Here is a 12,892-nt window from a genome sequence, read left to right on the forward strand (position 1 = left end):
TGAAGGTACTGTTTACAGCAGTTCGATCCGCTTAAAAACAGGTTGGGGTTCCCCCAGAGTTTGGTTTGCAGGCAAAGCGCCCCAGGCAGCATGAGCTGCAAAATTCGCTAAACTGTTAACTGTAACCCGATCGTTAAAGTCAATTGAAAAACCTAGCTGTTGATAGATAGCGTTGCTGATATTGGGAATAATGGGCGATAAAAGGTAAGATGCTAGTCTAACAGATTCCAGAACAGAATATAGCACTTGTTCAACACTTTCGATCTGTCCCTGCTTGTACAAACTCCAAGGTGCTTGCACGTCAATAAACTTGTTCCCGGCTCGCACTAATGCAAGCACGGCTTCGCAAGCCTTGCTAAAAGCCAACTCTTCGTAAAAACCCGCTACTCGATCGCCCAAATCCAGGCTCATAGCCTTGAGAAGGTTATCGCCCTCAATGTTTTCTCCCAACACATTTGGTACGCAGGCACCGCAATATTTGCGAGCCATGTTTAGGGTACGATTAAGCAAATTCCCCAAATCATTTGCTAGCTCAGCATTCAATATATTGATAAACCGAGTTTCGTTAAAATCGCCGTCCTCTCCGAACTCAATTTCTTTAAGGAAATAGTAACGTACTGCGTCAGCGCCGTATTTGTTGACCAATTCGACAGGGTTTAAAGTATTACCCTCCGTTTTCCCCATTTTTTTGCCGTCTTTGGTCAAAAACCCGTGTGCGAAAACGCGACCCGGCACCAGTAGATTCGCTGACATCAGCATTGCCGGCCAGTAAACTGCGTGGAAGCGAAGAATATCTTTGCCGATCAAGTGCAAGTCAACCGGCCACCATTTAGATAAAGCATTCTCCAAAATCGGGTCGCTGTCAGGATCTAGCAAGGCGGTGACGTATCCCAGCAAAGCGTCAAACCACACGTAGATGCTGTGACTGGGGTCAACTGGCATTGGCAGACCCCATGCGAGATTCACTCTAGAAATGGAAAAGTCTTGCAGTCCAGAGTTGACGAAACTGAGCACTTCGTTGCGTCGGCTTTCCGGCGCGATGAAGTCGGGACGTTCTGCGTACAATGCCAGCAGTTGGTCTTGATACCGTGACAGACGGAAAAAGTAATTTTCCTCGTCGCGCCACTCAACTTCCTTGGTGGTGTGGACAGAGCACCGATTTCCCGGCAACAATTCCCGTTCATCCTTAAATTCTTCACAGGAGACGCAGTACCAGCCTTGTTGCTGGTTCAAGTAGATGTCGCCGGAGTTCCAGACGCGCTGGAAAAATTCTTTGACAATGTACTCGTGACGCCGCGAAGTTGTGCGAATGAACCGATCGTACTGGATATCGAGTTGCTCCCAAAGCGTCTCAAACGCCGGAACCACTGAATCGCAGTGAGCTTGGGGCGATCGTCCCAAACTCTCGGCTGTCCGCTGAATTTTCTGCCCGTGTTCATCCGTCCCCGTAACCAGCAAAACAGATTTTCCCCGCAGCCGCTCAAATCGCGCTAGGGCATCCGCAGCCATAGTCGTATAAGCGCTGCCAACGTGAGGTAAATCGTTTACATAATACAGAGGCGTTGTTATCGCAAAGGTATTCTTAGTTTTATCAGTCGATTTCATTGAATGCTAAAAGAAAATTCCCTAAATTTCGTTTCGATCTTAACTCAGCGGTTAAATTTTTTATGGAGTGGCAATCAAGCCAAATTCACTGCAAGTTATTTGCAATTGTCTAACCCGGGCTATTCCCAAAAGAAATATTGCTTTCCTATCCACACTAATCTTTTTTAGTTGTTTTTGACCAACTCTCTAAAATGTCTTAATATTTTGACATTCTGCTGCCTTGGGAATCGACGCTCCCAGGGTGGACGCCTCATCTATTCATTGGTCATAGCCGCTATCCCTAGAGCGGTTTTAGCAGCCCACCCGGTTGGCAACAAAACTCGTCAGTTGGGCTGCTAAACCCGCCGTTCGACTAACGATCCGCGGCCACTTTCTGCGAAGGCCCGATCGCTCACCATCGCCATCTCTTTCTCGCGATCGCTGGAAAGTCGATCGCCCGCAACTCCTGCCACTTTCCGAGCCACTCATGGACACAGAAACCGGGTTGTTTACAAAACTCTCTTGTCAACTGCCAAGCTTTAGTTTCTTGCCCCAAAAAGAGTATAAAAGCCTAGTTTTTTTGTCACCAAACCCGGTTTTTAAAGGTTGTGAGTACATCCACAGACAATAAAACCCCAAGCCAATTAAGCTTGGGGCTATCAAATTAGGGTGCATCTAACAAAGGATTATCCGATCGCCCTCGATCCCCATCAGGAAAACCAACTCGATTTCCGCCAATAGCTTCTGACAAATAATCCGCCGCAGCTTCCACAACCGCGATCGCATTTTCGTAAACCATCCGCGTCGGCCCCAAAACCCCAACACTACCCACCGGCACCGATCCCCGGCGGTAAGTCGAAGAAATCAGAGTACAGCCACGAATCGGTTCTAAAGAATTTTCCGAACCAATACGCACCGTTACCCGCTTCCCTGGCGTGTCTAACTCCGGCGATTCAAAAATCAAAGGCCAAAGCAGTTCCTGCTCTTGTTCGAGCAATTGCACCAGGGTTTGAACTTGCTGCAACTGCGAAAACTCAGGCAAGCGCAGCGCTTCTGCTAAACCGCCGATCAGAATCCGCGTGTAGGTTGGATTGCTTTGGCGGCTGCTCAAAGCAGTCAGCATAGTTCCCATCCACTCAGCGTACAGCTCAAAGTCCCGGCCTAACTCGCTCCAGTCTACAGCCGAGAGTTCCGAGAGCGATCGTCCCCGCAACTTGCTGTTCAAAAAATTCGACAAAATCTGCAACTGGCGATCGACAATTTCGGCATCAGGCGTGTTACCTTCTGCATCCCTCGGCAACTGCACCAAAACCGACTGAGTTTCGTAGGCATCCGTCACCACTATCAGCATCACCTTTCCCGGCTCTAGCTGCACCAGTTGCAAGTGGCGCAAGCAAGCCATATTGGTTTGCGGTATGGTGATCATGGCTATGTAACCGCTGATAGTTGCCAGGATTTGAGCAGCGCCGCGGAGTGCCGCGTCCATGCGACCGTCCGACCAATTGAGTTGGTCTAGTACCTGTTCCACCTTGCGGGCCAGCGTATCAGACGGCTGAATCAACTGGTCTACATAAATTCGGTAGCCGGAGTCAGAGGGGACTCGTCCTGCCGAAGTGTGGGGCTGATAAAGCAGTCCAGCTTTTTCAAGAGTCCCCATCGCATTGCGAATTGTAGCTGGGCTGACGCTGAGGTTGAATTCGTCAGCCAAAGCTTTTGAGCCAACGGGTTCCGCTGTTGCTATGTAGTGGCGAACCGTTGCCCAAAGGATGTGTTGTTGCCGATCGGTGAGGTTAACGCGCACAGATATTTAAGCAGAATTAGAATTTAGAGTTGAAAGTCGCTATATTAATCGAAACGTCTGTACCAAAATGGCGATCGGGCAGACTTACCTCTTTAAACATAACAGATTTTAGGTTAAGGAAGAAGTCAGTTGTTATTGGTTATTGGTTATTGGTTATTGGTTATTTGTAAGTTTTAACGCCCCATGCCCCATGCCCCATGCCCCATGCCCCATGCCATCTAATCATGTTCTTTCAGAATATTTTGCAGGTAACTAGCCACTGCATCCGGCTGTTCCACCATTGCCAAATGGCCACAATCGGGAAGCTGAAGGACATTCTCGCCGCAACCTTGGAACATCCAGTGAAAGCTAGCCAAATGCAGCACGTATTTTGGTTCCATAATTTTGTCTTTAGTGCCAGCAATAAAATAAACAGGCTGCTTGAGTTGGGACACAATTTGTGGCAAGAGGTGAATCTGGGCTTCTGTGGTGGAGTCCAACAAAGCCCCCAAAGCTGCATCTGGATGAGCTCCCACGAAATCTATTAAGCGCTGCCGTCCCCAGGATCTGCCGATCGAGCGGGCTACAGAATCGCGGGCAAACACGTAATCTGCTAACGGCAACCGAGGCAGCCAGCCGGGACGCATTGTCACTAGCTGCTTGCCTACCGCTCGAAACCGCTCGAATTCTTCCTTAAGATAGATGCCGCCCCCTGCATTGATGCAGACCACGCCTTTAACGCGATCGGAGAATTTGCTGGCTCCCCAAAGGGCGATCGTACCGCCCAGAGAGTGTCCCACCAGCCAAGCAGAAGATATATCGAGTTTTTCGAGTAAAATTTCCAAATCGCCAGCGTAAGCTGCCGGAGTGTAGCAGGAATTTAGCGGTTCGGAATGCCCATGATGAAGGCCACCGTCGGATTGAGAATCGCCAAACCCCCGCAAATCGTAGGTAAGGCACTGATAGTTTGATGCCAAGCGATCGGTCAAAGGTTGCCAGTAGTGGCGGCTTAACAGCCAGCCGTGGACAAATACCAGAACCGGGGAAGTTGAAGTCGGAGCCGTCAAATCGTAAGCGTGCCGAACCCCTAGGATGTCGATTGTTGCCATACTTTTATCCTACCCGCTCCATAAGACCGATGTAAACCTATGTATAGCCTTTCTCAGAAAGAGAGAGTACGCCGAAATCCTGTGTTCTCAAGCTTTTTCAGTTCAATTGTTTACCTCATCTACCCAACAAGCGCTATAAGTTAAGTCAAAAATACTCAACTTTATCGATTTACCGCTTACTTCCTGGTGCAACGCGCGGTCGCTGACGCTACTTTTGTCCACTGCACGGGCAATCTTGGCATAGCTTGCCCTTTTATGCGATCGGCCGAGAATAAATATTCCTTCAAACCAGCGTTCTATGTTTTTTGCAGTATTCAAATTTCTCTCTGCTGTATGAGCGCAATTGCGACATAAATCAACGCGATTTTTTAAGGGTATTTTGTGGCAATAATTTTCCCAAAATTGGTCGATTTGAAAGTTGTTAACTCTCGGTGTTCCAGTGTCAAATTATATTTTTTTTGTAGGTTGCTTACAAAAAAAAATCGTACTTTCTACCTTCAACTATTCAACCAACTAAATTTTTAGCATACAACAATTTATTTAATCTCTTAATTCTCTAGCTAGCGTTACCTATCGCTAGTTTTGGGCGAGGTGATACATAATTTTATGGAGCGCATTTTTGCGGATATTTGCGACTTTTGCCTGTAGTCCCGCGATCTTATTTAAGTAAATAGGCGCTGTAAAACTTAAAAAGATTGACAACATCGTTTCGGCGTGTCCCATGTTTATGAGAACCGCTATCTACACTCGTTTGTACGAAAAATGTTGCCGAGCTTTTTATCCTATCTCACTGGAAAACGTCTGCAAACTAATGTCTATAGCAATCCTAAATGATTCGTGTAATTCTTGTAGGGGCTCTCCCCACGCCCGGTTGCCCCGATGCAGGCTGGGGTAGGCACGGGGAGGAGGGGTAGCACTACCCCTACATATTTTTACAAATGATGCGAGGATTGCTATACTTATAGAAATCGAGTTATTTAGGGAGCATCGGCAGCTTGCCCTAAAATCGCTCGCCTAGCAATCTTTGTCGCACCCCCTCAGCGATTTTCTGCCCCAGATATTCGGGAATTAAACTTTCATTGGGCCCCAACAAATAGAGAATTAGGCGAGTTCGCCCCCGCCAAACTAGCAAATTAGCATTTACGACCAACAAATCCTCTTGCCAGATGGCATACATAACTTTGTAAAAAAGTCCAGGTTGATTATCGGCTTCAATCAGCAAAGCTGGCAAGTGGAAAACCGGATCGACGTAGAATTCAGTTGCCACATCTTCTAAACCCGCGTCTAAATTAAATTCCACCGCCAACATCTCTTCAACCTCAAAATGCCCCGCCAATGCCTCTCGAACCGCCCTACAGACGTTTTCTGCTGTTTTATCTGCCAGTACCTTGCCACCGCGAGATACGACCAATTTGATAAATACCAGCATGGGCGGGTAAATTTGACCGTACAGACTCAGACTGTGAATTGTCAGCCCGTAGGCCGCGAGCACTCCAAAAATATCGCTCAGTAGAAAAGACTGGTTCCGGTAAGCAAAATGCAGGGCACTTTTGTTACCTTCGGCTCGGATTTCGATGACTGCTTGCCGAGTTTTGTAAAGCTGGTAAGCTAATTTGAGGTTTTGCAACTGGATTTCGCTGCTGACAAATTGCTCATAAAACTGCGGAAACGCTCGGTTAAAGCGCTTGAGAAGTTCTAGTGTAGATGGTTTTAAACCCGAAGCCATAATTGAGGAGAAGGTGCGGGAGATATACTAGGTATTGACTCTTCCATGCCTTATGGCAATGGGATTTTCGATTCGACGATTCGACTTAAATTGTGCCCGTCTCCTCACTAAAAGCAAAAGTCAAATCTGTCAATCGATTTTAGATTTTAGATTTTAGATTTTAGAGGCGACCCCACGGATAAATGCGGGGGCTTGAGGATTTTCGATTTTCGATTTTGGATTGATTCCACGGATAAATCCGGGGGCTTGTACCACCTTTGAAATTCGTGGTCAGAGAACTTATCACGAGAATGTCACCGTTGCGCCATTCCAGTGGTATTTTCCACCAAGGGTATAAGTTCCGGCGCGATCGGCGGCACTCAAAAGAAGCATTTCCCAAAATGCCTCTGTCTTGGTTCGGCAACAAATTTTACCTTAAAAGCGGGTTGTCTGGGCACTGGCTAGCAGAACAGTTCTACCAGACTTGACAGAATAAAAAAAGCGCAGACTCAATGTTGGACGACAAATCCCTGTTTTCGGCGTAAGATGAGTGTACCGTAAACTGTTCCTCAAGAGGCTACCGGCAATTGATCCTACGCCGATCGGAGTGGGTTTATCTGTCTGGTTCTCTTTCTCGTCGTCCAACTTCTACTACCTTAACCGCGCCTGCATGGGTTTTTGGAAAAACTTATTTAGTAGTTCTGAGTCTGCCTCTGTACCCCAAACAGCGGATTTTGAGGAAGATGTGGCTGTTGGGTTAGGCGATCCGCTTTCCCCAACGTTTCGCAAGCCCGCCAGCGGAAACGCTCGCATCTTTTTCAGTTGCGATCGGGACATTGACCTCTACGAACTCGAAGAACTTTGTAATGCAGTGGGTTGGTCCCGCCGTCCCCTGCGTAAAGTCAAAAAAGCTATTGTGCACAGCTTCCTAGTCGTCTCTATGTGGGAGATGCGGGGCAGCCAGCGACGGCTGGTGGGTTTCGCCAGAGCGACTTCAGACCATGCTTTTAATGCCACGCTTTGGGATGTGGTAGTTCATCCCGACTACCAGGGCAAGGGCATGGGCAAGGCGCTGATGAAATACATCATTAAAAAACTCCGCAGTGAAGATATCAGCAACATTACCTTATTTGCTGACCCTCATGTGGTGGATTTTTACCGCAATTTGGGCTTTATGTCCGATCCAGAGGGGATTAAAGGTATGTTTTGGTATCCTGATTAGCGAGCGAGGTGCAGGTAGGCGTTGATTTGTTGAGGATCTACAATACAATATTGACGCTGCCAACACCGACTGCACCTGTGCGCTGCCCTCAGTTACGCTTGGATGTATCCCGGCATCAGGGCAGTTATAAAGCTGTGCAAGTATTGTCAGTCGATTTGAGCAGATCGCGATAGGAGTCAGGGGCTGGTATCGATTTTTGGGTGGCGTCAAACCGCACAACCTGAAAAAAACTTCGCCTTAGCTCCATCGAGAGCTAAATATTTAATAAAGCTTGACAAGCAAGCGGTTTTGTGTGTTAATGGTTAGAGGTTAGCTAACTATAACACCGGGATGTAGCGCAGCTTGGTAGCGCGCCTGCTTTGGGAGCAGGATGTCGCAGGTTCAAATCCTGTCATCCCGATCGCACAATGTTAAATAATAGATTGAAGCATAACTGTCTCTGATGTTTACATTTCGTCAAAATGAAAACAAATTGAGGCAGTTTTTGCCGATCGTGTGAAAGCGCGAGTCTTTGCGTTAATGTGTTTCAGGATCGCTCCTGATGGAAAAAACATGAAATCATTAGTTCGTTTGGGCGCAATATTGGGAATTGTCGGCAGCACTCTGCTGGGCCCCTCCCCAATTGGCAAGATGTCTGCACTGGCACTGCCGGAGCCGCAAATTTTGGAAAAATTGCGCTCGGTGCCGGTATTTACGATTACAGACGCTCAGGGTGCGCCCCTGATCGCTTCTGTTCCCAAGCAGGGTGAGGGTCAAACTGGTAATGCTTCTGTGGCGGGAATTTTCATCAGCCAGAAAGACGCTCAAGCTTTTGTCGATCAACTGAAAACCAGAAATCCTCAGTTGGCGGCCACGGTGCGCGTGATGCCGGTGTCGCTGGGGGAAATTTATCAGCTCACTCAAGCAAATAAAGGTAAGCCGGAGGAAGTGCAATTTGCTTTCGTTCCCGCTCCGCAGCAGGTGCAGTCGGCTAAAACTGTACTTCAGCAGACTGGTCAACAAGTTAATGAGTTCAACGGTGTACCTCTGTTTTTGGCAAGAGGCGGCGCAGAAAATGGTTATTTGACGATTCAGCGGGGTCAGCAAGAGGTGATTCCCTTGTTTTTTAACAAGGAGGATTTACAGGGAATGGTCGATCGTTTTAAGCAGCAGCAGCCCAACGTGACAGCCACAATTAAGATTGAGGTGGTGAACTTGGAGAGCGTTTTGGAAGCTTTGCGTACTGAAAACGACCCGTTTTTGACCCAAATGATTTTGGTTCCGTCGCGGGAGTCCCTGGAATTTGTCCGATCGCTCCAACCTGCCGGTGCGGGCCAAAATCCACAGGTTGCTCCGGCTCCAGCTCGGCCGGCTCCAGCTCCGGCTCGCTAATAGTTAGTCAGCAGTCATTAGTCATCAGTCATCAGTTATTAATTAGTAGGTTGGGTTTCTCGACTCAGCCTACTATTTACTAATTACTAATTACCAGTTAGCAATTAACAATTACCCCTTCCAAAAAAGTATTATGTTTGTTTCTGGTTTAGAGCTTTGGCAGTGGGTGAATCAAGCTAAAACAGAGGCGATCGCCCATGACATTCCCCTAGCAGAAATCGACTGGCTGCTGCAAGAGCTGGCTGGTTTGGATAGGTTGGCTCTGCGTTTGGAGTCGTTTAAAGATTTGCCAAAAATTGAATTAAAGTTGTCTTTATCGGAACTTGCTCAATTGTGGCAGCGGCGCTTGCAGGAACGGGTGCCGGTGCAGTATTTAACGGGAGTTGCACATTGGCGGCATTTTTCGCTCAAAGTAACGCCGGCGGTGCTAATTCCGCGTCCTGAAACGGAATTGCTGATCGATTTGGCTGTGGAAGCTGTGAAAAGCCGTTTAGAAGCAGAAAATATCAATCAAAAATCTACTCCCCCCAACCCCCCCTTACTAAGGGGGGGAGAAGATTTAAACTTCTCCCAGCTTCGGGGGGGAGAATTTGCCAAATCGGATTGGGTGGATTTGGGAACGGGCAGCGGGGCGATCGCGATCGGCTTGGCTTCTGCGTTGACAAATGCTAGGGTTTATGCGGTAGATTGCAGTTCGGAAGCTTTGGCAGTGGCTCGACTGAATGCTGAGAATTTGGGTTTTGCATCGCGAATTAATTTTTATCAAGGTTTGTGGTGGGAACCGCTAGAATTTCTCAAAGGTCAAGTCAGCGGCATGGTTTCTAACCCCCCTTACATTCCCAGCAGCACGGTACTGACTCTGCAACCGGAAGTTTTGAAGCACGAACCTCATCTGGCATTAGACGGCGGTTTTGACGGGTTAGAGTGCATCCGGCATTTGGTAGAAACGGCTCCCGATTATTTAGAATCGGGGGGAGTTTGGCTGGTTGAGATGATGGCGGGACAGGCTGAGGCGGTAGCTGATATGCTGGAAAGTCATGGGAGTTATGGCAAAGTTCAAATATTTTCTGATTTAGCAGGGATCGATCGGTTTGCTTTAGCGTATCGACGTTAGGTTTCAAGAATATGTCGTACTTCTAAAATCTAAAATCTAAAATCTAAAATCTAAAATCTAAAATCTAAAATCTAAAATGGCATGACACAAGTTTCGATCGACTCCCTAGTTCAAGGGGCAATTTCTGGTAATCATATCGTCAGTTTTCCTACAGATACTGTACCCGCTTTGGCTGCGCGTCCCGATCGCTCGGAGTTGATTTTTGCAGCTAAACGTCGCAGTCAAGACAAACCCCTGATTTTGATGGCGGCATCGGCGAGGGCCTTGTGGCCCTACGTGCAGGGAAGTCCAGCAGAGTTAAAGTTGTGGCAGCAAGTAGCCGAATCCTATTGGCCGGGGGCGTTAACTTTGGTACTGCCGGCTTCGCCAAAAGTCCCGGCGGCCATGAATTCGATCGACCCAACTACAATCGGAGTACGAGTGCCTAACTTTCCCCTTGCCCTAAAGATTCTAGAGCAGACAGGCCCTTTGGCTACTACCAGTGCTAATTTATCCGGCCAGCCGCCTCTGGAGTCGGTGGCAGAAATTGAGGCTCAGTTTCCCGAAGTCTTGACATTAGTTCCTTCTGAATTAGCAACAGCGACAACAGCTTCGAGTTTGCCTTCGACTGTGGCTAAATGGACGGGCAGCGAGTGGGAAATATTGCGACAAGGCGCGATCGAGTTAGAATGCTAAAAGCTAAACTCCAAGGCAAAGCAATATGGCGCCGATCGGCTGGAGCAACTTTATATATTTAGGTATGGGACTGGGGCTGGGTTTGGGAAGCAGTTTGATTTGGCGCCTGCGGCAAAAAAGCTCGCAACAGCCCGAACCGGCGCCCAAAGTGGCCCCACCTCCTCAAGAAATTCACTTAGAGAAGTTTGATGCCCTTTCCGAGCAACTTAAGCAAACTCAATTGGCTTATCAGATGGCATCGGAGATGAGCCAATTTAAGGCGGGTTTTTTGGCTCGGACTTCTCACGAGTTGCGATCGCCCCTGAGCACTATGATTGGTACGCTGCAATTAATTCTCTCGGATTTGTGCGACGATCCTGCTGAGGAACGAGAGTTTGTCGAGCAAGCTCACGCCGCGGCACTCAAGCTGGTGAAATTAATAGATGAAATTATCTCTGTTGCTAAAACTGAACACGGCACTGAAAGGATGGATATTGAGCCGATTCAGTTAGCTAAGGTTTTTGACGAGGTTGATGATTTAACTTACTTGCAAGCTGCTAATCGCGGCATTCGTTTGGAGATATTGCCGCCAGATCCGGGGATTTATGTATTGGCAGATTTGCCGAGGTTTAGGCAAGTTTTAGTCAATTTGGTAGATACTGCTGTTGCTCAGATGGAGGAGGGGAGTATTTCTGTTTCGGCCCATGCTTCGCCGGAATCTGGATGCGTTCACATTTGGGTGGACGATCAGCGTTCAGTGAGTGCTTGGAGCGAGTCTTGGGATTTGCTGAAGCACAATTTGGAGTGTGATATTACCAAGAGCAGCGATAATTCTCAGGTGTCTTCTGGAATGAGGTTATTGATGAATCAGACTCTTTTAAGTTTGATGAGCGGAAAGTTGGAGGTTCTGGCTGTGCCTTCTGAGTCCGAAGAGTGCAATTTTAACCGGACTCAGTGTTCTATTCCTTTGGCAACTTTGTGATGAAGGAAGTTCGGCCACGGGCATCTCAATGAAAGCACCCAAGCTAGAAATTTGAGGCAGGAGTCAGGAGGCAGGAGTCAGGAGGAAAGAGGAAGAAGGAAGGAGCCAGAAGAAGTGTTTTTACAAATATGAGATGCTCCCGTTCGGCCACGAGCAATTACGGGATGTAACTGAGATATTGCACCATTGTAAGTAACAGGCTGGACGGCCTGTTCCACAAGAGATGAATTTTATTGTGGAACAGGCCGTCCAGCCTGTTCCTAAAAGGCTAATTGAGAATGGTGCAACATATGAAATGTAACGGAGGTGGGGAAGAGGGCAAAGGATTTAACAGATTTAACCGAGGTGTGGAAGAGGGAAGAGGGAATATGAAACAAGGAAATTATTTATAGGGAGTAAGGTGCGCCGAAGAGCACCCTACATATTATAGATTTTGGTGCCAATCTTGTGAGTATTTAACAATTAGCAGTTAGCAATTCGCCGTTGCTAATTTCTAATTCGAGATTCTCTTCGAGAAGCTGATTTTCAAGTACCATGGTGGTGCTAGCGTTTTGCTGAAAACCGATGCGCTCGTAGAAGCTTTGCTTGTAAGTTGTCATCAGGTAAACTCGCTCTACTCGGCACATCCGAGGGTGACTCAAGACGGTTTGCACTAATTTGCGGCCGAGTCCTGCACCTTGGTAATCCGGGTGAATGGCGACATCCCAGATGGTGGCTCGATAGATGCCATCTGAGGTGGCTCTGGCAAAGCCGATCGCCCGTGAGCCGTCCCACACTGTAACAACTGGTTCGCTGTTGGCGATCGCAATTTCCCAATCTTCTATCTTGCGTTCCCTCGCCCAAAAGGCGGCGGCTTTAAATAGTTCTTGGATCTGTACGATGTCGGCGCGATCGCGACCTATACAAAATTGAATGTGACTGGAATCCCTAGTCGTTGATGTCATGCTCAATCTGCCTTGAAGTTGTATCTCAACTGTGTTACTTTTACTGTTTTACACGAGTGAAAGTTAATTTTGCTTGGGAACGATCAATGGTTGAATTCCCCATTTACAAAACTATTTTTATTCATACATATTTTCTAACTAATTTCGGTGATCGTTAATACTTTTTGGGGTAAATTTTGAAAAAAAGTCTTTGACTCAAAATTCCCAACTTAGAACTCATACCATTTGATATTTGAGATTAGAGATTTTAGATGGGAATGACTGATTTTTAAGGGGTTGGGAGTTTGTCTACAGAGAAACCGGGTTTTTTCATAGCAATACTTCGTTACAACAGAAATGTTGTACCATTGTCAATAAGCTTTTTATGAACAGGCTTTCCGGCCTGTTCCACAAGAAAATTCACTCTTTGTGGAACAGGCCGGAAAGC

At 47.4% G+C, this 12,892-nt stretch carries 12 protein-coding genes and 1 tRNA gene; 6 read left to right on the forward strand and 7 right to left on the reverse strand.

The genetic code is table 11. The annotated features are described in order from the left end of the window. Positions 1-12: 12 nt before the first annotated feature. From metG to QUB39_RS15760, 6 genes are all read right to left on the reverse strand, one after another. Positions 13-1,605, reverse strand: coding sequence for a methionine--tRNA ligase (gene metG, locus QUB39_RS15735; protein WP_333208344.1), 1,593 nt, complete (start codon positions 1,603-1,605; stop codon positions 13-15). Positions 1,606-1,940: 335 nt separating this feature from the next. Next, a complete protein-coding gene (locus QUB39_RS15740) occupies positions 1,941-2,069 on the reverse strand; it encodes a hypothetical protein (RefSeq protein ID WP_333208343.1) in 129 nt (42 codons plus the stop codon). A 179-nt stretch (positions 2,070-2,248) separates the two neighbouring features. After that, the gene (hrcA, locus tag QUB39_RS15745; protein ID WP_445243000.1) at positions 2,249-3,391 is read right to left on the reverse strand and encodes a heat-inducible transcriptional repressor HrcA; all 1,143 of its coding nucleotides are present in this window, start codon (positions 3,389-3,391) and stop codon (positions 2,249-2,251) included. Positions 3,392-3,603: 212 nt separating this feature from the next. Next, positions 3,604-4,473: an alpha/beta hydrolase gene (locus tag QUB39_RS15750; RefSeq protein WP_333053294.1), complete on the reverse strand. Its 870-nt coding sequence runs from the start codon at positions 4,471-4,473 to the stop codon at positions 3,604-3,606. A 102-nt stretch (positions 4,474-4,575) separates the two neighbouring features. Then, the gene (locus tag QUB39_RS15755) at positions 4,576-4,791 is read right to left on the reverse strand and encodes a hypothetical protein (protein ID WP_333053293.1); all 216 of its coding nucleotides are present in this window, start codon (positions 4,789-4,791) and stop codon (positions 4,576-4,578) included. 682 nt (positions 4,792-5,473) lie between these two features. After that, the gene (locus QUB39_RS15760; protein ID WP_006631881.1) at positions 5,474-6,199 is read right to left on the reverse strand and encodes a hypothetical protein; all 726 of its coding nucleotides are present in this window, start codon (positions 6,197-6,199) and stop codon (positions 5,474-5,476) included. A gap of 649 nt (positions 6,200-6,848) precedes the next feature. On the opposite strand from QUB39_RS15760, the gene QUB39_RS15765 reads away from it, so the two are divergent. From QUB39_RS15765 to QUB39_RS15790, 6 genes are all read left to right on the forward strand, one after another. Continuing rightward, complete coding sequence (locus QUB39_RS15765) at positions 6,849-7,400, forward strand: GNAT family N-acetyltransferase (protein ID WP_333053326.1); 552 nt, start codon at positions 6,849-6,851, stop codon at positions 7,398-7,400. A gap of 326 nt (positions 7,401-7,726) precedes the next feature. Next, positions 7,727-7,800, forward strand: a tRNA-Pro gene (locus QUB39_RS15770). A 152-nt stretch (positions 7,801-7,952) separates the two neighbouring features. Beyond that, positions 7,953-8,771 carry a Tic22 family protein gene (locus tag QUB39_RS15775; RefSeq protein WP_333053292.1) on the forward strand — a complete coding sequence of 273 codons (819 nt, stop codon included), beginning with the start codon at positions 7,953-7,955 and terminating at the stop codon, positions 8,769-8,771. Between the two features lie 133 nt (positions 8,772-8,904). Continuing rightward, complete coding sequence (locus tag QUB39_RS15780; RefSeq protein WP_333053291.1) at positions 8,905-9,885, forward strand: HemK/PrmC family methyltransferase; 981 nt, start codon at positions 8,905-8,907, stop codon at positions 9,883-9,885. A gap of 81 nt (positions 9,886-9,966) precedes the next feature. Continuing rightward, positions 9,967-10,560, forward strand: a complete 594-nt coding sequence (locus tag QUB39_RS15785; protein WP_333053290.1) for an L-threonylcarbamoyladenylate synthase — start codon at positions 9,967-9,969, stop codon at positions 10,558-10,560. A 25-nt stretch (positions 10,561-10,585) separates the two neighbouring features. Beyond that, positions 10,586-11,521 carry a HAMP domain-containing sensor histidine kinase gene (locus QUB39_RS15790; protein ID WP_333053289.1) on the forward strand — a complete coding sequence of 312 codons (936 nt, stop codon included), beginning with the start codon at positions 10,586-10,588 and terminating at the stop codon, positions 11,519-11,521. 455 nt (positions 11,522-11,976) lie between these two features. Here QUB39_RS15790 and QUB39_RS15795 read toward each other — a convergent pair whose 3' ends face one another. Then, complete coding sequence (locus tag QUB39_RS15795; protein WP_333053288.1) at positions 11,977-12,465, reverse strand: GNAT family N-acetyltransferase; 489 nt, start codon at positions 12,463-12,465, stop codon at positions 11,977-11,979. Between the last annotated feature and the right edge of the window lie 427 nt (positions 12,466-12,892).

Origin of the sequence: Microcoleus sp. AT8-B5, from assembly GCF_036705565.1 — a bacterium.
Lineage (GTDB): Bacteria > Cyanobacteriota > Cyanobacteriia > Cyanobacteriales > Microcoleaceae > Microcoleus.